The organism is Bacillus sp. FJAT-27001 (genome assembly GCF_019039175.1).
GTDB lineage: Bacteria > Bacillota > Bacilli > Bacillales > Bacillaceae > Bacillus > Bacillus velezensis.
The window spans coordinates 129,676-155,139 of record NZ_JAHOAA010000003.1 but is presented as its reverse complement, the minus strand read 5'-3'; the positions used below and the strand labels follow the sequence as shown (position 1 = coordinate 155,139).

24 protein-coding genes and 1 riboswitch are annotated in these 25,464 nt (G+C 45.9%); of the genes, 3 read left to right on the top strand and 21 right to left on the bottom strand.

The genetic code is table 11. From position 1 onward, the window contains the following. Nucleotides 1-20: 20 nt before the first annotated feature. Entirely contained in the window at nucleotides 21-902 is an 882-nt protein-coding gene (locus tag BGM27_RS10940) for a methyltransferase domain-containing protein (RefSeq protein WP_020954369.1), read from the bottom strand. 361 nt (nucleotides 903-1,263) lie between these two features. Further along, a riboswitch (purine riboswitch) is annotated at nucleotides 1,264-1,364 on the top strand. A 135-nt stretch (nucleotides 1,365-1,499) separates the two neighbouring features. Here BGM27_RS10940 and BGM27_RS10935 point away from each other — a divergent pair. After that, complete coding sequence (locus tag BGM27_RS10935; RefSeq protein WP_007407776.1) at nucleotides 1,500-2,693, top strand: NupC/NupG family nucleoside CNT transporter; 1,194 nt, start codon at nucleotides 1,500-1,502, stop codon at nucleotides 2,691-2,693. Between the two features lie 45 nt (nucleotides 2,694-2,738). Here BGM27_RS10935 and BGM27_RS10930 read toward each other — a convergent pair whose 3' ends face one another. The 3 genes from BGM27_RS10930 to BGM27_RS10920 all read right to left on the bottom strand — a co-directional run bounded on the left by BGM27_RS10930 (nucleotide 2,739) and on the right by BGM27_RS10920 (nucleotide 6,174). Continuing rightward, the gene (locus BGM27_RS10930) at nucleotides 2,739-3,413 is read right to left on the bottom strand and encodes a DUF3298 and DUF4163 domain-containing protein (protein ID WP_007407777.1); all 675 of its coding nucleotides are present in this window, start codon (nucleotides 3,411-3,413) and stop codon (nucleotides 2,739-2,741) included. A gap of 140 nt (nucleotides 3,414-3,553) precedes the next feature. Continuing rightward, nucleotides 3,554-3,862: a hypothetical protein gene (locus BGM27_RS10925; RefSeq protein WP_015418528.1), complete on the bottom strand. Its 309-nt coding sequence runs from the start codon at nucleotides 3,860-3,862 to the stop codon at nucleotides 3,554-3,556. Between the two features lie 260 nt (nucleotides 3,863-4,122). Beyond that, complete coding sequence (locus BGM27_RS10920) at nucleotides 4,123-6,174, bottom strand: catalase (RefSeq protein WP_007407780.1); 2,052 nt, start codon at nucleotides 6,172-6,174, stop codon at nucleotides 4,123-4,125. A 200-nt stretch (nucleotides 6,175-6,374) separates the two neighbouring features. Here BGM27_RS10920 and citH point away from each other — a divergent pair, with 200 nt between their 5' ends. Beyond that, nucleotides 6,375-7,655, top strand: coding sequence for a citrate transporter CitH (gene citH, locus BGM27_RS10915; RefSeq protein ID WP_007407781.1), 1,281 nt, complete (start codon nucleotides 6,375-6,377; stop codon nucleotides 7,653-7,655). A 41-nt stretch (nucleotides 7,656-7,696) separates the two neighbouring features. On the opposite strand, the gene bglS is transcribed toward citH, so the two are convergent. Together bglS and licT are read right to left on the bottom strand one after the other, a co-directional pair. After that, nucleotides 7,697-8,428: a beta-glucanase gene (gene bglS, locus BGM27_RS10910; RefSeq protein ID WP_007407782.1), complete on the bottom strand. Its 732-nt coding sequence runs from the start codon at nucleotides 8,426-8,428 to the stop codon at nucleotides 7,697-7,699. Between the two features lie 235 nt (nucleotides 8,429-8,663). After that, nucleotides 8,664-9,491, bottom strand: coding sequence for a BglG family transcription antiterminator LicT (gene licT / locus BGM27_RS10905; protein WP_007407783.1), 828 nt, complete (start codon nucleotides 9,489-9,491; stop codon nucleotides 8,664-8,666). Nucleotides 9,492-9,662: 171 nt separating this feature from the next. On the opposite strand from licT, the gene BGM27_RS10900 reads away from it, so the two are divergent. Continuing rightward, nucleotides 9,663-10,913 carry an MFS transporter gene (locus BGM27_RS10900; RefSeq protein ID WP_124693432.1) on the top strand — a complete coding sequence of 417 codons (1,251 nt, stop codon included), beginning with the start codon at nucleotides 9,663-9,665 and terminating at the stop codon, nucleotides 10,911-10,913. A gap of 31 nt (nucleotides 10,914-10,944) precedes the next feature. Here BGM27_RS10900 and BGM27_RS10895 read toward each other — a convergent pair whose 3' ends face one another. From BGM27_RS10895 to BGM27_RS10830, 15 genes are all read right to left on the bottom strand, one after another. After that, complete coding sequence (locus tag BGM27_RS10895; protein ID WP_007407785.1) at nucleotides 10,945-12,384, bottom strand: DEAD/DEAH box helicase; 1,440 nt, start codon at nucleotides 12,382-12,384, stop codon at nucleotides 10,945-10,947. 54 nt (nucleotides 12,385-12,438) lie between these two features. After that, entirely contained in the window at nucleotides 12,439-12,813 is a 375-nt protein-coding gene (locus BGM27_RS10890) for a hypothetical protein (RefSeq protein WP_007407786.1), read from the bottom strand. Next, nucleotides 12,794-13,138 carry a hypothetical protein gene (locus tag BGM27_RS10885; RefSeq protein WP_007407787.1) on the bottom strand — a complete coding sequence of 115 codons (345 nt, stop codon included), beginning with the start codon at nucleotides 13,136-13,138 and terminating at the stop codon, nucleotides 12,794-12,796. Before BGM27_RS10885 ends, BGM27_RS10890 begins: the two co-directional genes overlap by 20 nt. A 15-nt stretch (nucleotides 13,139-13,153) precedes the next feature. Further along, entirely contained in the window at nucleotides 13,154-13,363 is a 210-nt protein-coding gene (locus BGM27_RS10880; RefSeq protein ID WP_007407788.1) for an SMI1/KNR4 family protein, read from the bottom strand. Between the two features lie 49 nt (nucleotides 13,364-13,412). Next, nucleotides 13,413-13,886: a DUF2716 domain-containing protein gene (locus BGM27_RS10875; protein WP_007407789.1), complete on the bottom strand. Its 474-nt coding sequence runs from the start codon at nucleotides 13,884-13,886 to the stop codon at nucleotides 13,413-13,415. Nucleotides 13,887-13,948: 62 nt separating this feature from the next. Continuing rightward, nucleotides 13,949-14,821 (bottom strand): hypothetical protein, encoded by an 873-nt coding sequence (locus BGM27_RS10870; protein WP_020954370.1) that lies wholly within the window; start codon nucleotides 14,819-14,821, stop codon nucleotides 13,949-13,951. Nucleotides 14,822-14,850: 29 nt separating this feature from the next. Further along, on the bottom strand, nucleotides 14,851-15,093 hold the full coding sequence (locus BGM27_RS10865; RefSeq protein ID WP_007407791.1) for a hypothetical protein: 243 nt from the start codon (nucleotides 15,091-15,093) through the stop codon (nucleotides 14,851-14,853). 16 nt (nucleotides 15,094-15,109) lie between these two features. Then, nucleotides 15,110-15,475, bottom strand: a complete 366-nt coding sequence (locus tag BGM27_RS10860) for a YxiJ family protein (protein WP_007407792.1) — start codon at nucleotides 15,473-15,475, stop codon at nucleotides 15,110-15,112. After that, on the bottom strand, nucleotides 15,469-15,630 hold the full coding sequence (locus BGM27_RS10855; protein ID WP_007407793.1) for a hypothetical protein: 162 nt from the start codon (nucleotides 15,628-15,630) through the stop codon (nucleotides 15,469-15,471). Before BGM27_RS10855 ends, BGM27_RS10860 begins: the two co-directional genes overlap by 7 nt. 96 nt (nucleotides 15,631-15,726) lie before the next feature. Beyond that, entirely contained in the window at nucleotides 15,727-16,554 is an 828-nt protein-coding gene (locus BGM27_RS10850) for a hypothetical protein (protein WP_007407794.1), read from the bottom strand. A 42-nt stretch (nucleotides 16,555-16,596) separates the two neighbouring features. Continuing rightward, a complete protein-coding gene (locus tag BGM27_RS10845) occupies nucleotides 16,597-17,076 on the bottom strand; it encodes a hypothetical protein (RefSeq protein ID WP_007407795.1) in 480 nt (159 codons plus the stop codon). A gap of 69 nt (nucleotides 17,077-17,145) precedes the next feature. Beyond that, nucleotides 17,146-17,277: a hypothetical protein gene (locus tag BGM27_RS20745; protein WP_007407796.1), complete on the bottom strand. Its 132-nt coding sequence runs from the start codon at nucleotides 17,275-17,277 to the stop codon at nucleotides 17,146-17,148. A 32-nt stretch (nucleotides 17,278-17,309) separates the two neighbouring features. After that, on the bottom strand, nucleotides 17,310-17,594 hold the full coding sequence (locus tag BGM27_RS10840; RefSeq protein WP_007407797.1) for a hypothetical protein: 285 nt from the start codon (nucleotides 17,592-17,594) through the stop codon (nucleotides 17,310-17,312). A gap of 76 nt (nucleotides 17,595-17,670) precedes the next feature. Beyond that, nucleotides 17,671-18,429, bottom strand: a complete 759-nt coding sequence (locus tag BGM27_RS10835; protein WP_007407798.1) for an Imm26 family immunity protein — start codon at nucleotides 18,427-18,429, stop codon at nucleotides 17,671-17,673. 16 nt (nucleotides 18,430-18,445) lie between these two features. Next, nucleotides 18,446-25,450, bottom strand: a complete 7,005-nt coding sequence (locus BGM27_RS10830; RefSeq protein WP_007407799.1) for a DNRLRE domain-containing protein — start codon at nucleotides 25,448-25,450, stop codon at nucleotides 18,446-18,448. Nucleotides 25,451-25,464: the final 14 nt, after the last annotated feature.

Sequence of the window (25,464 nt, the reverse complement as noted above, 5' to 3'; positions counted from 1 at the left end):
ATTAGCGTGTCTTTTCCGTTTTACAGCGGATCGGTTCCGATTAAAATATCGATATCTATCGTGACAGCAGCCTCTTTCCGGCTGATGAACCGCCGGATGCTGTCATCAGTACATTTCCATGTTAAGGGCGTCATTTTCACAAGCCGCTCGAGGTCAGGCTGCGCTAAAGTCTTTGTGTAACACAGCCGTTTGCGCTCAAAGGTTTGAAAGCCCGCTTGGAATCGTCCGGCCGCAGAATCGGCGGTGTCATTCAGCCGAGGACTGTCTCCGAAGAAGAATTCCCTTACTTCCTTCAAATAATCACGCCGCGGCACCGCTTTAATGACTGTGCCGCCCTTTCGTAAAAGCCTGCTGCATTCCTTGTAATTCCAAGGTGATAAAACAGACATCACGACATCAAAACAGCTGTCGGCAAACGGCGCATCCGCCACATCAGCGACGGCAAAAACCAAATGATTCCCGAAGGCCTTTGCGGCATGCAGCACACCTTCTTTCGAGAGATCAATGCCGATTCCCGTCACGGAAAAAGCGGGCTGAAGCCATTTGCATACGGCGGCTAAATGAGAGCCTTCTCCGCATCCCGCATCCAATATCGCCGCTGATGTTTGCGGAGTTTGAATATGGGTGATGATGGCGGCAATCTCCTTTTGAACCGGCGCAAAAAATTCCCGGCTGTCAAAAAGCTCGCGTCTCGCTTCGAACAGCTGCCTGTCATAGCGGGTTTTGACCGATTTATTGAGGAAATTCACATATCCTTGTTTTGATATATCAAATGTATGCCCCTGTCCGCAAATCAAGCTTCGGTATTGTGAGACCGCCATGGCCGACCGGCATAGCGGACACCTAAACACGGACTGGCATGATTGCAGTAATTCCGCGCGTTTTCTTTTTATAGACGTCAAAAAAACACCTCATTCATTCGTTATTCCGATGAAATGAAAAAGGCATAGACAAATAAACCTTGCCGAATTGGAAGGTTTAACCTATTCATCTATACCTCTCATTATCTGTAACGAATGAACTGGATGATCACGAAAATGACCCCTTTTCTGCCGTCTTTTGAAGGCTGTGCCCTCAGATCCATTTTATCAGCTGCATCCCGTCTTTACAATGAACCGGAACGGTTTTTAGGGTTTTTTATACCTTTATTATCCAATTACTTATGCACATCCTTTATTTTCTTTATTTATAATATAAATTTATTATTTTGAAAATATCTAAAAAGGTTGATTTTCAAAAATTGAAACGATAAAATACTGCTATCTCATGTAATATCGTTATTCTTGTATATGATCAGTAATATGGTCTGATTGTTTCTACCTAGTGCCGTAAAAGACTAGACTACAAGAAAGTTTGCATAAATTTGAACGAGTGAAAAGCATATGACGCTGTCTATTCTTTTCTTTTGGCTCTTATTTATCACACTTTCTGGCTTTCAGGAATTTGTGACGAATAAGAGCTTTTTTTATTTCCATAATACCCTTATAGGAGTTGCTCACATGTACTTTTTATTGAACATTGTCGGTCTCATTGTTGTCATGGCTGTTGTTTTCTTATGCTCTCCCAACAAGAAGAAGATTAAATGGCGTCCGATTGTCATGCTCCTCGTCTTTGAGTTTCTGATTACTTGGTTTATGTTAGGGACAAAAGTCGGCGGCTTTGTCATCGGGAAGATCGGCGCGTTCTTTACATGGCTGATTTCCTGCGCCAGTCAAGGGATTGCGTTCGCTTTTCCGTCTGTCATGGCGAACCCGACGGTTGATTTTTTCTTCAGCGCATTGCTGCCGATTATCTTCGTCGTGACCTTCTTTGATATGCTGTCGTATTTCGGTATTCTGCCGTGGCTCATTGATAAAATCGGCTGGCTGATTTCTAAAATATCCCGTCTGCCGAAGCTGGAGAGCTTTTTCTCCATCCAGATGATGTTTTTAGGAAATACGGAAGCTTTAGCCGTCATCCGCCAGCAGCTTGCCGCCGTCAGCAACAATCGGCTTTTGACATTCGGGCTGATGAGCATGAGCAGCATCAGCGGCTCGATCATCGGATCATACTTGACGATGGTTCCGTCCACTTATGTGTTTACAGCCATCCCGCTGAATTGCTTAAACGCGCTTTTAATCGCCAATATGCTGAATCCCGTGGACGTTTCTAAAGAGGATGATATTATTTACGTGCCTTCAAAAGCGGAGAAAAAAGACTTCTTCTCCACGATTTCTAACAGTATGCTTGTCGGCATGAACATGGTCATTGTCATTTTAGCGATGGTGATCGGCTATGTGGCGTTAACGGCCGCGTTAAACGGCGTACTCGGGCTGTTCATGCACGGGTTGACCATTCAAAAGATTTTCTCATACATCTTCAGTCCGTTTGCCTTCCTTCTCGGATTAGGCGTACATGACGCGATGTATGTCGCACAGCTGATGGGCATCAAGCTCGCGACGAATGAATTTGTGGCAATGGCCGATCTGAAAGGGCAGCTGAATTCACTTCCGCCGCACACGATTGCCGTGGCTACGACATTCCTGACATCATTCGCAAACTTCAGCACCATCGGTATGATCTACGGATCTTATCAATCTCTGCTTGATGGTGAAAAATCAGCCATCATCGGAAAAAACGTCTGGAAGCTGCTTGTCAGCGGAATTGCCGTTTCCTTATTGAGCGCGGCGATTGTCGGATTGTTTGTCTGGTAATAGAAAAAGCGATACCGCTCCGTTTTGGAGTGATATCGCTTTTTTTTATTGATAGACGGATGCAGGTACGAAAACGTCCCGGATTCCTGCCGCGTACGGCCCGAGATCATATTGTCCGAACACAACGGCAATGCCGTTTTTCGTAAAGAAAAAAGGTCTTTCATTATTCAGGATGATCTCTTGTTTTTTGACGTCCTGATCGAACAGATCGTCATGTTTCTTGATGTAGCCGTAAAGATAGTCTCTCGTTTTGTTAGCTTTCGTTTTTGTATTCAGCACATTATCGAGTGTGACCCGTTTTTTCGCGGCCAGGTCGTAATTAAAGGTCTGAACGGATGTCAGCCCGTGTGCGCCGCCTGTGTAACTGTAGTCTTCCGTCTGAATGCTGAGCTTGCCGTCTTGATTATACTTCACCTTAAAATCTGTTTGGTATTCCGCTTTGTAGCCTTGTTTTTCACCGTCTTTTTTGTTTTTCACATATTCTTTGTACGATTGTTCAATATAGCGCTTGAAGTCCTGATTGACTTTCTTTTCAAAAGATGCGTTTCCCGTATTTGTGACCTCGGGGTATGTCAGCTGTTTTACATGCTTATACGTATGGCTTTTGACAACGGGCTTTGCAGTTTGCGCGGCCTCGGCTGAAGGCGCGAAACCTCCGAACGGCGCGGCTGTCAGCACGGTTAAGAGCACAGCCGCCATCATTTTGAATGCCTTTTTCATCACAACTCCTCCTTTTCATTACCGTTCCCTTTTTGAAAACGGGTTACACTCTATAGACAGCGCGGATCAGCAAATTGTTTCTGGGCCTTCTTTCACATTTTCTCCATGAAAAAAAGAGACATGGAAAATCCACGCCTCTTTTACCGTGAAGGTCTTTGCGCAATGGCTTCATAAACGGCTTCCGCCAAATCGGAGTTGCCGAACATCTCCAAAACGCCGATAACGGTTTGATCAGGAATCGGTTCTGATTCCTCCTTCGGCACGACAAGCTCTTCAGCCGTTTTTCGCAGCTCTTCGTTTAAAGGCTGTCCGGGATAAGCCTTGCTGTAAATGGCCATCGGATCAAGGTCATGATTGACGCACCATTGGGCAAACACCAAAATCATCATGTTTTCGTCACGCCGGTAATATTCTTCAAGTTGTTTTTCGGTAAACGGCTTCACTATCATTCGCTCCTCCAGAAAATCTACCCCTAAGATACACAAACACAGAGCGGAAGTAAACCAAAGATCATTTCACCATCAGTCAGAACCCTTTAAATAATGCAATGCCCTGACTCTCTAAAACTGTTGTCTGAATGTCCCGGACAGCGGAAGATACGGATTTGCACGGAAGCCATTTTCGTTTTCTCCCAATATTAATGCTTCGTTCAGATATTTCACTTTCACAAGGAAAAAGCGCCCCTCTCATAAAAGGCGCTTTTTCATTCTTATATGTTTCTGTCCCAATGCCGATGCTCAGCCACGGCCTTCAGAAATTGTTCATGGTTTCCGTCCGGAACAAGGCCGGGGCCGTTTTCGGTTCCGGCGGCGAGGGCGAGAAGTTCTTTTCCTTCACCGGAGGCGCCGATCGCTTTGTAATGGCTGAAAGCTTCGCTGACGAAGTCTCTGGCCGATTTTTGGGCCTTGAGACTGTCTGTGCTTTGTTTTCCGCCCGGAATGAAAACAGCGTCGTACAGGACGGAATCCGCTGTCAGGAAAGTGGCTGACGCTTTCAGCTCCGTACCATTTTCTCCCTTGACGGTTCCCAGCGCAGGGCTGATGATATCGGCTCTGACTCCCGCCTGTTTGCATGCGTCAAGCAACTGTTTGATTTCCCCATCCGCAAACCCGTGGTCGGTTAAAACCGCGACCTGCCTTGTCGCTGCCGTCTTCACCGTGTTTTCCTGGCTTAAGGCCGGGGAAGTGAACGTTTCATCAGATTCACGGTCCTTCGGCGGCGGGTTCACGCCGATTCCTTTCGCAACACGCTCGGCAAGCCCGGCGTCGACGTGACTGAAGACATCAACCACCTGCTGCTGCACGTCCTTGCTGTTCACTTTTCCGACTTCAAAACAGAACGCGGAGATGATATGTTCTTTCTCGGCGGGAGACATGCTGTTCCAGAACATCTTCGCCTGAGAAAAATAGTCATTGAAGCTCTCGCTGCGCTGGCGGATTTTTCTGCCTTCTACTTTTTCCTGGTAATGAACGTATCCGCCTTCTTCTTCTGAAGCCGGCGACGGATCATTGTTCTGCAGGGAATTTTTATGATAGGCGACGGGACCCTTATTAATCGTCATCCGGTGGTAGCCGTCGTATTGGTTGTTATGGAACGGGCAGACCGGCCGGTTGATCGGAATCTCGTGAAAATTCGGCCCGCCAAGACGGATGAGCTGTGTATCCGTATAAGAGAAAAGCCGGCCCTGCAGAAGCGGATCATTGGTGAAATCAATGCCCGGCACGACATTTCCCGGGTGAAAGGCGACCTGTTCCGTTTCCGCAAAGACATTGTCCTGATTGCGGTCAAGGGTCATTTTTCCGATCAGCTTGACGGGAACCAACTCCTCCGGCCACAGCTTCGTCGGATCAAGGATATCGAAATCAAACTTAAATTCATCTTCTTCGTCAATCATCTGAACACCGAGCTCATACTCGACTTTGCCGCCGTTTTCAATCGTTTCCCACAGGTCGCGGCGGTTGAAATCGGCATCTTTCCCGGCAATTTTCTGCGCTTCATCCCATACGAGGGAATGAACGCCGAGCACGGGTTTCCAGTGGAATTTTACAAAGCGCGCTTTTCCTTTCTCGTTGATGAAACGGAACGTATGCACGCCGAAGCCCTCCATCATCCGATAGCTTCGCGGGATGCCGCGGTCAGACATCGTCCACATGACCATGTGAGCCGACTCAGGGTTATTAGCGACAAAATCCCAGAACGTATCATGAGCCGTCGCAGCCTGCGGCATTTCATTGTGCGGTTCCGGTTTTATGGCGTGAACGAGATCCGGGAATTTGATCGCGTCCTGAATGAAGAACACCGGAATATTGTTTCCGACGAGGTCATAGTTCCCTTCTTCAGTATAAAACTTCGTCGCAAATCCCCTGGCGTCACGGACGGTGTCGGCTGACCCCTTGGAACCCGCCACTGTTGAGAAACGGACGAAAACAGGCGTTTTGACGGACGGGTCCTGCAAAAATTTCGCCCGTGTATATTCCGTCATCGGTTCGTACACCTGAAAATGCCCATGAACGCCGTACCCGCGCGCATGAACGACCCGTTCCGGAATCCGCTCGTGGTCAAAGTGCGTCATTTTTTCACGAAAATGAAAATCCTCCATCAGCGTGGAGCCGCGGACGCCCGCTTTTAAAGAATGTTCATCCTCAGACACGCGAAGCCCCTGATTGGTCGTCATTTTTTTGCCGCTGTTATCAGACCGGTACTGCTCCAGCTGTTCGTCCTTTGAGTGTTCATTTACTCGTTTGTTTTGATCATCACTCATGTCAGTTCCCCCTTTTAAAACGAAACATTCTACAGCACATTTACCCGCGGCGTTCTTCATATAAACTGCTGATCCGCTCATTAGGATTTTAGGTCTGTATTTACATATGCGGTCATACACATTTTGAAATAAGCCATTTTCACAGAAATAAATTGTGAAAGCGCTTACCAATACAGCTGTTGAACAGGGGAGGTCATATCGTGCTTGCCATACTCGGTTTTGTGATGATGATTGTCTTTATGTATCTTATTATGTCTAATCGGCTTTCCGCTCTTATTGCTTTGATTGTCGTTCCTGTTGTGTTTGCCCTGATCAGCGGATTTGGCAAAGATCTCGGCGAGATGATGATTCAAGGCGTTACAGACCTCGCTCCTACCGGGATTATGCTGTTATTCGCCATCCTGTATTTCGGCATTATGATTGACTCAGGTCTGTTTGATCCCCTCATTGCCAAAATTCTATCGCTTGTCAAAGGGGATCCGTTAAAAATCGCCATCGGCACGGCGGTTCTGACGATGACCATTTCGCTGGACGGAGATGGGACAACAACGTATATGATTACGATTGCGGCAATGCTGCCCCTTTACAAACGGCTCGGCATGAACCGTTTGGTGCTGGCGGGGATCGCGATGCTCGGTTCAGGAGTCATGAATATTATTCCGTGGGGCGGGCCGACGGCGAGGGTTTTGGCTTCCTTGAAATTGGACACGTCGGAAGTCTTTACGCCGCTGATTCCCGCTATGATTGCCGGCGTTCTCTGGGTGATCGCCGTTGCTTATCTCCTCGGAAAAAAAGAACGGAAGCGGCTCGGTGTCATTTCAATTGAACACGCGCCGTCCTCTGATCCGGAGGCGGCGCCGCTGAAGCGTCCCGCTCTCCAATGGTTCAACCTGATGCTCACTGTCGCCCTGATGGCCGCGCTGATCACCAGCCTGCTTCCCATCCCTGTTCTTTTTATGATCGCGTTCGCCATCGCCTTGATGATCAACTATCCAAATGTCAAAGAGCAGCAGAAACGGATTTCAGCGCATGCGGGTAATGCGTTAAACGTTGTCTCAATGGTGTTTGCGGCAGGCATATTCACAGGCATTCTCTCCGGCACAAAAATGGTGGATGCGATGGCGCATTCTCTCGTTTCCCTCATCCCTGATGCCATGGGCCCGCATCTGCCGTTGATCACTGCGATTGCCAGCATGCCTTTCACTTTTTTCATGTCAAATGACGCCTTTTACTTCGGTGTGCTTCCCATCATCGCCGAAGCCGCTTCCGCTTACGGAATAGACGCCGCTGAAATCGGAAGAGCCTCCTTGCTGGGCCAGCCGGTGCATCTGCTCAGCCCGCTTGTGCCATCCACCTATCTATTGGTCGGAATGGCGGGCGTCAGCTTTGGCGATCATCAAAAATTCACCATCAAATGGGCCGTGGGAACAACGATTGTGATGACGATTGCGGCGCTTTTGATTGGGATTATTTCGTTTTAATTAAAAAAGGATTTCCGCCAGCGGAAATCCTTTTCTGTACATTATTTTTTTGTATAGCGCACCCAGTCATAATGAGCGTATAGCGGATTTACACCATTGTAGGAACCGAGCCAGTCATCGACGCCTATCCCATTCCACAAGTTCATCATGATCTTTCCCGGGTTTGTCGGGATTTGGCTTGTCGCAGTATGTTTTAATTGCCCATCGACATACCATTTAATAGAGTTTGGCTGCCAATCGAACGCATACGTATGATAGGCATTGGCCGCGTCAAATCCGAGATCCGCAACCTTCTCATGGTTTCCCGCGCCATTTGTATAATAGTTAAATTGAACCTTTGTCGTGTCTTTTCCTAAAAATTCGATATCAATCTCATCCCAAGGAGTGCCATCCGTTGGACCTGTATAAGTGAAGAACGATGAAACGATCCCCGTGTTTTTAGCCGGTTTCATTCTGACTTCATAAAGTCCATAGCCATAGGTTTGAACGGAGCGGTTCTCCCCGCAGTCAAACTTGTTATAAGACGGGCTTGTCAGCGCCAAACGCATTTCACCTGATGATGTCATTGATACATTATTTGCACGCCACGTGCAGTTGAACATATCTCCATTGGAATAACCATTTGCTTTTTGCCATAATCCGGAGTTATAGCTGTTAAAAGGTTCAAAAAACGATCCGCCTGTTTGAGCTGATGCAGTAGAAGTGATCGCACACAAACTCAAAAACAATCCAGTGACAAGAAGCAGCAGCACTCGTTTCATTCGATAAAACATGTCGGCATTCCCCTTTCTTTGAAAGCGATTTCTTTATTGATCATACATGATTCTGTTAAAAGGGGACATCGGTCAGAATAATGATAATAATGAATCTTAAAAAAACCTAAATTACCATCAGCACAAACAGAAATGATCAGCGCTCATTGTAATTTAGGTTTTGCCTGCTTATCAGTAACAATCCTAACAAGATCATACGTAAATGAAGAAAAAAATGCCAACGCTTTCATTATGCTTATTTGACTACCCTTTCTATGTGAATCGTTAAATACAGCAGCTCGTCACTGGTGAGCTTGTGCTTATACGCCCTCTCAATGCATGTTTGGATTTTCTTCGTGCATTCATACGCCCGATGGTACTTTTCTTTCACTGTCTCCAGCAAAAAATCGTCCTGGCTTTCCATATGTGTGCCGTTAAAAAGACGCTGCGCGAAAAACTTTAAGTGGGTGACAAACCGATAATAGTGAAGTGATTCCTCGTTGAAGTCAATCTTAAAATGGTATTTTACGATTCTCAAAATCTCTTGCATGACTTTTGTAATGTTGATGATATTGGGCATCTCTTCATTCAGCTCGGCATTGACAATATGCAGCGTAATAAAGCCTGCTTCATCCTCCGGCAGAGACACGCCAGTCTTGTTTTTTACCATGGCCAACGCTTGTTTGCCGATTGCAAATTCGTCTTTGTACAGCCGTTTCGTTTCCCACAGTAAGGCATTTTTGATATCCAGCCCTTTCTTATTGCGCTGGATCGCAAAGTTAATATGGTCGGTCAGCGACACATAGATGCTGTCATTGAGCTTTTTGCCGAGCTGTAATTTCGCATAGCTGATAATCTCTTCGGATACTTCCATACATTCGATCGGGATATCATACAAAAGGGTTTTGAACTTTTCGGATACATCTTTGTTATCGAGCGTGAACACTTTCTCAATGCGGGCTTCATCTACCGGGTCTCCCGTTTTCTTTTGAAAAGCAATGCCCCGGCCCATGATGACCAATTCCTGATTGCCTTCTTTGAGCACACTGACGACATTATTATTAATGACTTTCGCAATCTTCAATTCTGTCTCCCTCCCGCCTGACCATTTACCTGCTACACCTTGATTTTACATCCTTTTTGAACTAGGTCAATATCTCCAGGTCAATCAGAAAACGCCGTTCAGAAATCATTGTCCAACGATGAGGCAGCGGCGCATATAATGCAGAGAACCGGTTTTTGGGAAGGAGCGTGTGTGATGAAACGGTTTTCGAAAGAAGAAAGCAGCTGGATGCTGTATGATTGGGCCAATTCAGCTTACTCGGTCATTATTATGGCGGCGGTATTCCCCTTGTTTTTTAAAGCCGCGGCGGCGGAAAACGGTGTCAGCGCGGCTGATTCTACCGCTTATTTGGGCTATACGATTGCCGCCGCGACTTTTATTTTGGCGATGCTCGGCCCCGTCTTAGGAACGATTGCCGACTACAAAGGATGCAAGAAACGGTTTTTTGCCTTCTTTTTTCTGATCGGTGTGGCGGGCACCGCCGCGCTGGCTTTGATTCCCGGCGAATCTTGGATGCTGTTATTAATTTGTTATACGATTTCCACGATCGGCTTTGCCGGGTCTAATGTGTTTTATGATGCGTTTCTCGTTGATGTGGCCGCAAAGGAGCGGATGAATATGGTGTCCGCCAGAGGGTTTGGGCTGGGCTATATCGGCAGTACGATCCCTTTTCTCCTCAGCATTGCCGTGATTCTTTCAGCTCAAGCGGAGGTGATTCCGCTGTCCGCCCAGGCTGCCGGCCGCATTGCCTTTTTGATTACGGCGGCATGGTGGGGGCTGTTTTCGATCCCGCTCCTTCTCCGCGTCCGCCAGCGCTATTATATCGAGAGGGAGCCGCGGCTTGTAATCAGCAGTTTTAAACGGCTGGCCGGCACGCTGAAGCAGATCAGGAAGCACCGGGCGCTGTTTTTGTTTCTGCTCGCCTATTTCTTCTATATCGACGGGGTCGGCACCATCATTACAATGTCCACGTCATACGGGGCTGACCTCGGCATCAGCGCGGCAAATCTGCTGATTGTTTTATTTGTCACTCAGGTCGTCGCCGCGCCTTTTTCGATTTTGTATGGGCGGCTGGCCGAACGGTTTAAAGGAAAAACGATGCTTTATGCCGGAATCGGCGTGTATATGATTGTCTGCACGTATGCTTATTTTATGGATTCCGCTTTTGACTTCTGGATTTTGGCTATGCTTGTCGCCACTTCCCAAGGAGGTATTCAGGCGCTGAGCCGCTCTTACTTTGCAAAGCTTGTCCCCAAACAGAACGCCAATGAGTTTTTCGGCTTTTATAATATCTTCGGCAAGTTCGCTTCGATTATCGGCCCGCTTTTGATTGCCGTGACCGCCCAGCTGACCGGAAATTCGTCAGCCGCCGTGTTCAGCCTGATCATTTTGTTTGTAATCGGGATTGGCATTCTTGCGTTCGTCCCCGAGGAGACGGCGTAACAAAAGCCTGCGCGCGGCAGGCTTTCTTTTTTTATTTCTTGGCTTTATGGACTTTCAGTTTTTTGCCTTTGACCGTTGTATTTTTCATGATGTCAAGAACGTGCGGGCCTTTGCCGTTCAGAATCTCGACGTACGATGCGTTGTCCAAAATCGTGATAATCCCGATATCATCGGCTGAAACGCCGTCGATTTTCGCAATCGTTCCGACAAAATCGACCGCTCTGAGTTTTTTCTTTTTCCCGCCGTTAAAGTACAGCTTCATGATGTCTTTGTTTAACTGTTCGCTTTTGTCTGTTTTGACATCGGGGCGGGCGTTCAATTTTTCCGCAAAAGCCGCTTTCCGTTCCGCTGTTTCTTTCTCGGACGGCGCCTCCCGCTTCTGGATGCGAAAACCGATATATGTCTCAATGTCATTCAGAAACCGCGATTCAGACGGCGTCACAAACGTAACGGCCCGTCCGCGGTGTCCGGCGCGGCCCGTTCTGCCGGTGCGGTGCACATAGCTTTCTTTTTCAAGCGGAATATCATAATTGATGACGAGGCTGATGTTTTCAATATCAATTCCTCTGGCGGCAACATCGGTCGCAATGAGATAGCGGAACTCGCCGCGCTTGAATTCATTCATGACGTCAAAGCGGTCTTCCTGCACCATGCCGCCGTGAATTTTATCGCAAGGGTAGCCCAGCCTGTCCAGCTCATCGGTTAACTGGATGACTCTTTCTTTTGTCCGGCAGAATATGATGCAGCTGTCCGGGTTTTCGGTGATCAGGACATCACGCAGCAAAGATGTTTTGTCCTCTTCTTCTGTTCTGGTGACAAAATGCTCAATGTCTTTTGTCGTCAGGCCTTCCGCTTTTACTTCAATCAATTCAGGGTCTTTCATATATGTGCGGCTCAGCTTCTCGACGTCATCCGGCAGCGTCGCTGAAAACAGCATGGTGACTCTGTTTTTCGGCAGATGCTGAATGATGGCTTCCACCTGTTCAATAAATCCCATATTCAGCATTTCATCCGCTTCGTCAATCACTACATACGCCAGCCGTTCAAGCGGCAGCGTCCCTTTTTCTATATGATCAAGCACACGCCCCGGCGTTCCGGCAACGACGTGGCTTTTTTGCTTCAGTTCGGTTTTCTGTTTGTCAAAAGAAGCTTTTCCGAAAACCGCCGTGGCTTTTATCCGTTTGAAACGGCCGATATTCGTGATATCTTCTTTAATCTGCGCCGCAAGCTCGCGGGTCGGCGTTAAAATCAGCGCCTGCGGTTTGTTTTCCTCCCATTCCGCAAGCTCGCAGATCGGAATGCCGAAAGCTGCGGTTTTGCCGCTGCCCGTCTGCGATTTGACAACGAGGTCTTTTTTTTGCAGCGCGGCGGGGATGACGCGCCGCTGCACTTCAGTCGGCTCGGTGTATTGCAAGCCATTCAGCGCCCGTCGGATCTCGGGGCTGATCGCATATTCATTAAACTCATTCATGACTAAACTCCTTCTCTGTCCGGCTCCCCTCATTATACGCGAAATGCCGCCGCTTTACCCTGACGTTTTGCCGGGCCATTCGGGGGACTGCTTTTTCTTCATGTCAAGCACGACCCATTTGGCGCAATAAAAGCTCATGCTTCCTTCCCCGTCATCGACATAGTAGCGGATTGATTCCCAGCCGCCGTCGACCGGGCTGATATCCAGATGGATGTCGGTGATGCTTTCAAGATCATCCAGCCGGGCAGCCCTCACACCCTCAAAACGCAGCACGGCATCATACTGTCCATCAGTCAGCTTCAGCTCAAACACCGGGATTTTATCATAATACTCGTTATACCCGGTATAGAACGTAAACTCCGTCAATTCAAAACACCCCGGCGAATCCGGCCCCAGCAGAACTGCTTTCTCATGTTTGTGCCATTCCATTTTGTGCCTCCTTACTTAACACCTTCTTCTCTGCTGCTTCATATTGACGGCAGTAAAAGCGGAACGTTTGGTTCTCCCACTCCTCCACGAGAAAATGCTGTCCATCATCGCCGTCAGCAGGATCAATTGCTACAATGCCTGAGCCAGCCGTTTGACTCTCCATTTTTTTTATTTGAACGGAAGAAACGTCTTTGCATGTGAGCCTTACACGAATGAGATGATGTTCATACTCGGAGGAAAATGCCAACCCAATTGCAGAAATCTCCCCTTCCCGGTTGAGGCGGAATTCTAAAAGCTCCTGAATCAGCCACTTATTCTCTTTCATTTTCTATAAATTCTCCTATAGAAGCGGCATACTCTCTTCTCTGCACACACTGTTTTGCCTGATCACATCATCCCAGGTTTTCTGCAAACGGCTTTGTTCACGGATAGGGAAAAAAATCCACTCTCCGATCTCCGCAGGGTTCTTTTTATGAAGCAGCCGTTTATACGCTTTCGGAAAAGACGCTCTCAAGCTTTTTTCCGCAGCCCTGAACTCTTCTTCTGTCATCCTGTTATTCCTCCCCCGTAAAAACATGAGATTCATTCGCAAGCGGCATTCACTTTTGAAATAAGACAGGAGCGTTTCTTTCTATCGCCCTTATTAGCGGTGAGCCAAAAACCGTAATGGTTTGCTGCCGCGGATCCCCTAGCAGCCCCCACTGGAAGTCCTGATGAATAAAGAAACAATAGTCTCCGTTTGGAATAACGGAGACCAGCCATTCACCGAATTCATCTTTATCAATTGGCGCATGAGGATTAAATAGATAACATTCATGCTGCCAGTCCAGCGCATATATAAACTCTTGCTTTAAGGTACAAGATTGAAGTGCCTTTAGTAACTGCACCTCTGCATCTTCCAGAAAGCCGATACGCCCTTTTTCATCATTGAATCCTTGAGATACATCAAAGATCTGAAACGGTTTTGGAGGTTTTATAGAAGCAAATATACTGCCCGATTTCCATTTCACTGCGCGATTTACCCTGCGCCACAAGCGCTCTGTCTCCTCTTCACTCAAACAGTGCCAATTCATGTATTACTCCTCCCGCAGTTTCAACGTTTCACCTCTGCCCTTCCTTTTTTAAAAGCCGCCTGTCAGCTCAGCAAGTAAAGCCTGTTGCTCTCATCAATCCCCGCAGCCTTATCTTGATAAGCAGCCACTTGCGTAAAACGGAGAGGTTTTCTTGAGATTTTATCAGTGAGCTGATATTCCCCAGCCTGTTTTGTCATGTTATGAAATTTTAGCGCTTTGTCAATTTGGCACGAAGCTTGATTCCGAATCAAAAAATAATATGATGAATCTTTCTTGAATTGTGCACTAAAGTCAAAGTCTGCCCTATGAAAGCTTAACGTTTCGCCTTGCAAATCGACCTTCCGAATATAATCTTCACCAAGCGTACGATAATGAAGATACATGGCATCTTTTTGTGCATACGCCCCATAAAAATGATCAATAAGGTGCGGAGCCGTACGGAAAGTATCACTGCAAGATTTCCAAGTTCCGTCTTCAAAGGGAAAGCGGGCCACGCCTTTTGAACTGATATCGTCGTCCAGGCAAGAAAATATTCCCGCTTCATCGTAGCCCAGCCACAAATTATTCGCAGAATCGACTGTCATTGACCGGATATAACGGCCCCCGTAGAGCGAATGATAAAACCCTTTGAGCGGGTGCCATATATAAATATTCGGATCTTCCTGAACCACCCCATCTTCATAGTCCTTATGAATAAGAAACAAAAATAAATCCCCCGATTTTTGAACTCCGATTATATTCATTGATGTTTGAATTTGATAGCGATGACGTAAATGTCCATCACCGTTCCGGAATATGAAAATGTGATTGATATATTCTTCTTTCCGCACTTTTTCCTGAGCCAGTACGATGAGTTCCGCTGCATTCATGGACAGAATGATTGGGCCGCTTGTGTTTATTTTTGTATTGATTCTTGTAAAGACTAATTCCGACATGAACGCACCCTTTCTTCATGTATTCCCGGTTACCTATATCCCTGCATCCAATCTTTTAATTCTTCAATCGTATGCAGATACGAATCAGGCGAATCTTTCAGATCAAACCCGCTCAAATACACGAGCATCTCCCAAACGTTTTCATCCTCAACCGCCGGATCATCTGCACTCACATACTCAGACGCCCAATCCGACACTTCTTCCCTTACCGCTTGACCGTTCAGGATCAGATCAGCCTTCTTCAGACATTCTGCTATTGTTGGTTCTTTCACGTCAGAAGCCTGCCTTTCATTTCTTGTTTAAAATGCTGACTAACCATTTTCTTACCCGTTCATGCCGCCCGATTTCCCGGCTGAGCTCCGGATAATCCGTTAAAGCGTATTTCAGCTGCGCATATTGCGGATAAAGCTCAAAAAAGGATTTATATAAGGCTTTACGCTGCCGCGCAGGCATTTGTTTATTCGCCAAAACAAAATCTAAGCTGCCGCAGACAAGCGCGAAATACTCATAAAAATCCCCCGCGCAGTCAGCCCCCTCAAAGTCTTCTTCAAATCTCCCAGCATCTGAAGGCAGCGGACCCTCTAATTCTTTTTTGTGTAATTTCAGGTTTTGGATGACGTCATCATTTAAAGAATATCTGTTGGATCTTAACATCTCAGAATCACTCGAATATCACCTAATTCATCGATGATCGTAAACGAAAGCCCGTCATTCTGATGCCGTCCGAGATACAGATGCCCGCAGTTATCAAAATGACAAAAACATCCTTTTACTGATTCTTCGACTATCTTATTCATTTTTATTTTCATGTAATTGCCCCCTTGAGTCTTGGGTGATATTTTTATCGATCGCACTCTGTAAATTGATATACAGATGGCTGTAAAAAGCCACCTGCATAGGATTGATCAAAACTTCACCAGATATAAATCGTTATCACTAAAGATAAACATGCGGTCCTGTACGGCTCTGTACGTTGTTTTTCCTTTTCTATCAATACCGTGTATCATGACGTCAGCCTCTGATAACCCTTTGCTCTCTTCATGAAATGCAAATAGGTTATCCTCGTGATTCTGTATCAGCAGCACCCTATTTTTCGAAACGGACATCTGGTCACAATAGGAGTATTGATCGCCGTTTAGCACATATTCTGCAACAGTACGAATTCTGTCCTGTTCAATCTGATAATGCCCGATGACACAGCAATCCTCTCCCTCGAAACAAGCATACAAATCGGATTTGATCGATTGTACGGCATAGCATTCATGCATCATTTCTTTAAACTCGTCTTCAAAATAAAACGTTCTGTCTTCTGCATGAAAAGCAAATATCGCTTTTCCTTGAGGATTTCTCTCATCATACATACCCTCGTCTGTTAATCCGATCCATAATAATCCATCCTCACCCAGATGAAATACATTGGCGCTTAATAGAAAAGAACAAATCGGATTGATTTTATTACTGTTTACGCAGTATGCGGCCAATTGACACGTATGATTTTCCAGGTAAACGATCACGATAGTGTCATCATACGAATCAACCAGATAGAAATGGGTATCTTCAGAAAATCCGTGTAACTCTTTTTTGATTAAAAGAGAGCTGCCTTTCATAACCTCCAATATTACTTTGTGATCATGCACCGACACAATAAACACTTGATCATCCCGACCCGCATTGAAATAGATGATGTGCTCTCTTTTATATGACCCAACCCGCTCCGCGGTAAGTTCTAACATCAGCAACACTCCGTTGATTAGGAATCTGGAATTTATATCAAATTAATCAATGATATATAAATCTGCTGCATCGTATTCAAACCAAATGATTTTTTCATTATACTCAGTGTTTACATCAACTTTTTTAGTGTTCAGATTCATATAGGACTTATTGTTGGAAGGGTTTGCTATTATAACAACAAAATCATTGATCGATGCTAAAAAATATAATTCATCCAATAAGTGATCTGCCATCAATTCTTCTTTGGTTAGGACACATTCAACATGAATGAACTTTTTCGATACAGTATTCATATTTATCATTTTCTTTTCAACCTTCTTCTTCCATCCTTCAATAAAAGAAGGTGATGCCATTACTTCTATCAGAACTGTTTCGAATTCTAAGTCATTCATTAATTGAGAAAAAGTATCTTTACTCACTAGATCACATGAATAAATCGAATTGTATTTAAGCGGATTAATCACATTCAGATTCCCTATAGCCCTCAATGATTCTTTTTGTAAATTTAAAGGAGTGTTCATGTTTACCTCCGTAAACGATTTCGTTATGTAAGAAAAGAGAGGCTGGGAACCTCTCTTCACATTAATAAACTAGGATTCATTTAACATTTCAATCATTTCTGCCGCTTCTAAGTACAATTCATTTATCTTGTTTTTAATTCCTTTTGCGATTTCTTCATCACTTTCTAGCTCTGATAAATATCCCACTTTACCTGAAAACAACTTTTTTTCACACATCCATATATCTAAATGGTCTACACAATAGCCGTCTTCATTATCGTGAAAGCCGGTGCCGTCCAAATAAGCTGCATAAAAAATATCAGTGAATTATAGGTACTCTCAAAACAATCTGAGGCCCGTACTTCTTTTCCTATCTCTTTTTCGTCTCCGACTCTCCCAAAAGCAGCTTCAATTTTCAATTCCATTTTTCTAAACTTTTCTTGATTGTTTTTTATTTTGTTTAATGCAATTCGTTCAAATTGTTTTTCTATTTGTAAGATCTCTTTCTGTGTAATAGAATTCAGGTTGATTTTTTTCATATTACACCTGGTTCAGAATTCAAAACACACTTACTACTGTCAGTATCTGTACAATCGAATGTAAGAAATCAGTCTTTTACAATTCATTCTTTATGATTTCCTCCATTGTCATCCCTTCAAAATATTTATAGAGAATAGATTCTACAGATGAATGTCCAAATATACCTAATGGGTTTGGGATGTCCTTGCCTGTTTTCTCATCTGCCTCTGCTAATTCATCTTCTGATGCAAATGAATCGCCTTCACTCACGAGATATTTACCGTCTTCATATAAAACAAATTTTAATTGAGAATGACTGTTTTTCTCTATCATCTCTTGAGGCATCTTGGAAATTACTTTCCAATCTCCTTGCAGAAAACCTGTGTGCCCAGTATTAGCCGCAAATATTTTCTTATTTTCTTCTTTCATTAGACGAATGACTTCTTCTCTGCTAAGTGTATTTTCAGTGAAAATATTATAATACTGAATAAGAATGTCATCGTCTTTGTTTTTTGATAGATCACCTTCAATGACCCAAGCATAAGTATACTTCCCGATCTTATCCAAAGGTATTTGAATAACAGCTCCCGGTACTACTTTAGCTATTGATTTCGCTTTCCTGGTTGTTGCCTTTATTTCTACTATTCGCTTATCAACTAACTCCGTGAAAGAAGAATCTCCATTTGTATTCATTACGGTAACTAAAGTTGCTAAGAATTCTTCTAATATCGGTTCTCTGCCCAGATCTCTCTTATATCGTTCACAAAATTTTTCTACAGCATCAAAACATATATCTAAGCCTTCATCACTAAGTAAAACTTTCTTGTTTTTATATTCTTCTTCCCAATATCCCAATAGAACAGTCTCCTCTCTATTTATAAAATTTTCTTGAAGAACTCATATAATATTTATATTTTTTATTTTTACGACTTATTGGCCTGATTTTATTTCGAAGTTTTTTCTTGCCTCCATACTTTAAATAATACCGATGCTCTAAGCCTCTTGCTTGAGCATAAGTTAATCCTCCTCTTTTCTTAACCATTCGCGTATCTGGATGATTCTTTTTATGAACAGCAGCTCGTTTTTTTAGATTCTTTGATCTTCCGACATAAACAACTTTCTTTCCTTTTTTTAAAACATAGACAGAATGAACCGCTTTATAAACCCTTTTAGCACCCTTAAATAACTTCCCAGGACCAAAGTTCGAAGCCGCTGCCCAGGCTGCACCTCTCCATCCTTTACCTGATTTATAGGCCTTATATCCATCATAGGCTGCAAATCCGGCATTTACTACAAGCCACACCCAATGCCCATCCGGATCGACGTTCATGACTGGGTTGTTGTTTCCGTATGCATATCCATTCTGATCCAGCGAATCTCCGTCGCTTCCCGGGTCTGGATCGAGTGATAAGAATACGCCGTTTCTTGGCTCGTAGTAGCGGGCCATGAGATAGTACAGGCCGGTTTCTTCGTCGTATTGGTAGCCTGCGTAGCGGTAGCGGTTGTCTTTTACTTCGTCGCTCGCTTCGGTTTTTGTCGGATTTCCCCATGCATCGTATTGATATTTGGCAACGGTTTTTCCGGTGCTGTCTGAGATGGCGATGACGTCGCCGTGTGCGTTGTAGTGATAGAAATATTTCTTGCCGTTCTTTGTATAGGATAACAGCTGGCCGCTGTCACCGTACGTGTATGATTTTGTGACGTTGTTGTCTGCGTCTGTTTCATACAGGACATTCAAGCTGTCTCCGTCGTAGAAGTAGTTCGTGACGTTTCCGTTGACGGTTTTTTGGATTCTGTTTCCTTTTTCATCATATTTGTATGTTGCGAACGGCTTGTCTTCGCCTTTTTTCGTGACGGCGGTCAGGTTGTCTTCCGCGTCCCACGTATATGTGTATTTGCCGTCAGATGTGCGGTTGCCGTTTTTATCGTAGGACAGGTCTTCGTCATTCACCTTCGTCAGCTGGTTCATGATGTTGAAGGAAGCGTTGACTGATTTGCTTGCGCCGTCCTTTGTGGTGGTAACATTTGTCCGGTTGCCGAAGCCGTCGTACGTATATTGAATGACGGTGCCGTCTTCATGAGTTTCTTTGACGAGCTGGTTGAGCTTGCCGTATTCGTACTGCACCTTTCCGCCCGCTGAGCTGTCGATGACCGTGCGGTTGCCGTTGGCGTCGTATTCATAGCTTTCCCGGAAGATGCTGCCGCCGTTTTTCGCTCCGATATGAAGAGAGCTGACGAGATTCCGCTCATCATATGAGAAGCTCGTGCCGACTTCATTTCCGCTGATGAATGTCTGGACATTGCCGTTTTCATCATAATCAAATGTATAGGCTGAAGTGCCGTCTTTCATTTCAATCATTTGATCAAGTTTGTTGTACGTAAAGCTGTTTGTTCCTTTTTGGCCGCCGTGGCTCCATGAGAAAGTTTTCAGCTTATCCGAATCAGCCGGATACGTCCAGCTTTGGCTGCCGCCGCGGTCGGTTAATTCGGTCAGGCGGTTTTTGTTGTCAAAGGTGCGTTTTTTCGTTGTATTTTGTTCTTTGTTTGTGACCGACGTTTCATTGCCGTTTTTGTCATAGGTAAAGTTGTATTTTTCAGTGCCGTTATACGCTTTTGACTTAACCCGGTCGGTGCCGTCATAGGTCAGCGACACTTCATTGCCGTTGGCGGAAACGGTTTTCGTCAAGTTGCTGTTGGCGTCATATTCACTCTTCAGCACATTGCCGAGCGGGTCGGTTGTTTTGACGAGCTTGCCCATGACGTCATATTCATATTGATAGGTCTGGTCCGCGCCGGTCCGAATCGTTTTTGTCAGCTCATTTCCTTCCTTGTCATAGCTGTGAAGGATGGATGTGCCGTTTGACAAGGTCAGCTTTGTCAGCTGGTCGGCCTGATCGTATTCGTAGGCGGTTGTTTCGCCTTTCGCGTCGGTTTCAGACATTTTCTTTCCAGTCTCGTCATATGAAGCAGTGCTTGCATAACCTAGTTCGTCTTCTTCTTTTGTGACGTAGTTTCCTTTTTCGTCATAGGTGTTTTTCGTCAGGATGCTTCCTTCGATTAAACGGATGTCGTCAAACCACGCCGTTCCTGTGGCGCTTTTTTGGAACAGAATGCTGATTTCGATTCTATTGATCGGCTTTGTTTTCGGAATGACTGCCGCCGCCCGGTTCCATTCCTGTGTCCCCTGCGGGAATTTGGCGGTGTATACGCCCGTCGTGCCGTCCGCATAAGTGACGTCAGCCTGAAGAGCGTAATCATTGTCGTTCGTTAATTTTACGCCGTCAGCCTTGGACATCCCTGTCAGCGTGATATATACCGGCTTATCGTCCGCGCTTTGGCCTAGCGTAACGGTTTGTTTTGCGGCCGCATTGGCTTGTGATGCATTTGTGCGGGACGCTTTTAATGAGCTGTCATCATCGAAGCCTTCATCAAGGTCAGCGGCGGCTCCGCTTGTGCTCCAGCCATCTGTTTTGGCCGTGAAACTGCTGTTTTGCACCGGGTTATAGCTTGAAGAGACTTCGCCTTTTTCCAGCTGAACCTGATCAAACCACGCTTTTCCTTTGCCGTCCTTGTCGTTATGATCCACTTCCATATAGACGATGGCTTTTCCTGCATTGGCCGGTGTTGTAAAGGTGATCTGCCGTTTCGTCCAGTCATTCTTTCCGGCTAATGCGCCTGATTCATTGTGAATCCATTGAATGCGTTTTTGGTCTTTGTCACGCAGATCAATGTTGAAATACGCTCTTGCCTTCGTCAGATCCGTTTTGATCTGGCCGCTGAGTGTATACGTCGTATTCGGCTCTAGCTGCACTTCCTGCGTTGCGGACGCATGGCCGTGCTCTGTTCCGGCTGAAGCGGATTGTGACGAGATCTCCAATGCTTTTTGTCCGGACAGCGCGCCGCTTCTTGCTTTTACAGATGCGATGCTTCCGCTGTCTCTCGTAGCAGTGAGATTCCAGCCAAGCTTTGTTCCTTCAAAGCTGCCGTCTTTCAGCAGGCTTGCCGAAGCTGCCAGCTCTTTGCTTGATTGAATGAGATTACCGTATTTGTCGTACACGGCGGCGGATGAGGATTTTCCGCTTTGATCCGTTTCAGAAACGGCATCAAGTCCGTCGTACGCAATATCAGTGACGTTCCCCTCGGTATCCTTCATTTTCGTTACGTCATTGTTTTTGTTGTACTGATACGTTTCGGTGCCGTAGTTGTCTTTTACGGCTGTGACGTTGCCGTCTTTATCATATTGATAGCTTTCTGTCGCTTTGCCCGCATCCGCGTCGTTCGGATCGGTGTCCTGAATGACGTTGTTGCCTTCGTATACGGTGTTGGTCGTGATTTTCAGCCCTTCGGCATCATCGATCATCTGAATCGGGTTGCCCGCTTCGTTATAGCCGTACTGTACTTTGCGGCCGTTCGGCTGCGTCATGAGCAGCGTTTTTTTGTCCGCGTCATAGCTGTAGTCGTACGTTTCTTTTTTCGCATTGACGGCTTTGGCCAGACGGTGGCCGCTGTATTGGTATTCAGTGAACAGCGGTTTGTCATCCGTGCTGTTTGCGGAATACTGCTTGACGAGGCGCCCTTCGGCATCATAGTCGTAGCTTGTGACGCTGCCGTCAGTATCCGTCACCTTTTTGAGAAGGTCTTTGTCATATGAATATGAAATCTTTTTGTTTTTCGGCCCTGTAAGAGATGTGACATGGCCGTTTTCATCATAGGTAAATGTCAGCTTGCGCCCTGATGCGTCTGTTATGGCGGTCAGCTGATTGCTGTCGTTATATTCGTATACGGTTGTATTGTTGTGTCCGTCAACGATTTTTTGGAGCTTTCCGCCTTTTTTGCTGAAATAAGCGTTCGTCTGATCTTTTGTTTTTAATACAAATTGATCGCTTGTTTCCGTCAGTTCGAGATAAACGCCCGTCGGCGGCTGATACGTGCCGTCAGATTTTTTCGTGAAGACATGTGTTGTCGCGTCCTCATCAATATAAACGGCTCTGCCGTCTTCAGAAAGGATCGACGTTTCCGCATCGGCATACCAGCCTTGGCCGAACATATGGTCAGAGCTGTCAAGGCTGTTAAAGGTCCGGGAGAGCCCGAGCCCCGGCCCGCGTCCGTCGATTGACATATCTTCCTCATTGACGATGACATTTCCCGTCGCGCCGTTCAGCTGTCCGTCCGGAATGTCGATAATAGACCAGAATTCTTCCGTTCCGAGGAATTCCGCCCCTTCATGGAAAACAGGGTTAAAAGGTGCCGTCGGTATGCTGTCACCGTTTGCGTCATAGGCGGTCAGCGTGAAGGAATAGTTCTTCTTCCCTTTGTAATTGCCGTTTGCGTTTTCGTAAACAGGTGAAGGGTCAAGCGCCAGTTCGCCGCCCTTTCCGTCCGTGTGAAGCTGGAATCTTCCCGCTTTCACTTCTTCGGCTGACGGCCAGATGCGTTTGTTTTGGGTCGTCCAATGATCGGTATCCCCGACATCGAATGATTGATAGTCTTTTCCGTTGTAAATGTTGATTTTGTAGCCTTTGGCGTTTTTGACCTTATCCCATATGAGATTGACATAACCCGTTTGGCTCGATTTCGTGTTCGTATAGACATAGCCTGTCAGGTTTTTCGGCTTTGCGATATCAGGCAGCGCCGGACTCGCTTCCGGTGAGGCGATCGCTTCTCCGTCTTTGTTATAGGCGATAACTTTAAATCCGTAAGTTTTCCGGTTCGCATCTCCGCCGGCGTTTTTATAAACGGGGCCCGGGTTAATCGGCAATTCCGCGCCTTTTTTGTCTTTCAGGTGAAGCGCATATTTTCCGGCGCTGATTTCCGCCTTTGTCGGCCAGATGTTTTGATCTTTTGTGGACCAGGATGTTTTATTTCCGAGGTCAAGCGTTTCAAAGCCTTTGCCGTTAAAGACTTGCATTTTATACCCGGCTGCGCCTGATACGGCTTTCCAGGAAAGATCAAACCAGCCTGTGGCGTTGTTGTTATTAAAGCCTTTCGTGCTCGGTTTCTGAACTCTTCCGATATTCGGAATGACGGGCTTGGCGGCCGCAGACATGGCGCCTTCTCCCTGGTCAAACACCGCGCTGACCGCGACCCAGTAATTTTTACTTGCCGGATAGCTGCCGCCGGCGTTTTTATAGACCGGCGAAGGATTAAGCGCTAATTCACTTCCGCCTTTTCCGTCTGTATGCAGCTTATATTTGCCGGAGTCGATTTCCGCTTTTGTCGGCCAGATGTTTTTTCCTTTTGTGCTCCAAGAGGTTGCATTGCCGACCGGAATGGCCTGGTATTCTTTCCCGTTATAGAGCCAGACTTTATAGCTTTTGGCGCCTTCAGCTTTTTTCCAGCTGATATTGAAAAATCCTGTCGAATCTCCGTTATGATACGCTTTGACAGACGGCGTGTCCGCCTTCGGAATCGTGTATGTCACTTCAATGTATGGTTTTTTAGCAGAGTTTGCTGATGACATCAGCTTCTTCCAATATTCTTTTCCGTTGCCGTTTGCGTGAAGCTTAAAGCCGTAATTGGCGCCGCCGCTGTTCCACGACTTGACTGCGGAGGTGACATCGAAGCTTGCCCATTGGCCTTTATAGACCTCGGCTTTGCCGATGTTTTTGGAGCCCGGCTTGTTCTTCCACGTAATCTTGGCATTATCGTAATTGCTGTTAACGGTGTCGAGCCAAAGCCCCGTCGCTTTTGATCCGTAATAGGAGTGGGCTGTGTACGCTTTGAGCGTCGCTTTCGTCACCGTCATGTTTTTGATCGGCTTTAGATTATCAAACTTCATAAAAGCGTAGTTCGTTCCGGTTGTGCCGTCATAATATCCAGTTTTCAGCACGTACGCTTTCAATCCGGCATCCCATTTCTGCGATGCGGCAGAGTAGTTTGTCGTCGGGTACGCGCTCATGACAAAGGTATCGGATGACACAGATACTGATGTTGAAGGGTCAATAGATACCGGATAAACCCGCTTGGGATCTTTCAGCCATTTTTCATCGGCCGTTACATGGAGCAAGTAGCCTTCGCTGTTTTTTTCAAGCTTGAAGCTGACATCTTCTGACCTGTTGACTTCACCTGACTTTTCGTCGAGATCTGAGTCGGTCATAAAGGGCTTCGGCACGGTGTAGACGACATTGTCTTCATCATCAGAAAACGCGATCGAGCCGTCTTCCTGTTCTTTAGCCTGAAGGTCGGTTTTGATTTGAAAGGTGAAGGAATTGTAGCCTTCATATTTATGAAGCACAAGGTCTTCTTTTATGTTTTCGTTAAATGTGTAGGTTTGTAAATCAATAGCAGGAAACACTTGCTGATACGTAAGCTCGTTGCTGTCTCCCTTGACTTTTGCTGAGGCATCTGTCGGAGTGATTGCAGCCTGATCGGGGCCTTTTGCGCCGGTTAATGAGTATGTGAGCTTATGATCATCGTGTTCAAATGTAGCGTATAATCCGTTTTTCATTTGCTTCAGAAAATCGGAGTTCAGCACTGTATTCTCCGTTCCGACTTCCTTTGATCCGGTTTTCAATTCAGGGGAAACGTCTTCCCAGTCCGCATTGGCGGTTTCTTTCGTATGAATGGGGTCTGTGTAGATTTCCTGTTTGTACACACCCTCGCCTTCATAATAAAGCTTTGAATTCTCAGTTCTTTCAGACGTGATCTCACCGTCTTGATTGATATCTTTTTGATTAAACGGCATCTGCTCGGGTGCTTTTTCCGCCGGAAGATCTTTTTCCGGGTCTGCGGCCGGAATGGCGGCGGTTTTCGCTTGATCTTGTTTTTCACGCGTTTCTGCCGCAAATACATCGGCAGGCGCAATGGAAATCATAAGCGTTGCCGCAAGAGTGCCGGCCAGCCATTTTTTCCACTTGTTCTTTTTTCCTATTTTCATAGGTTCTCCTCCTT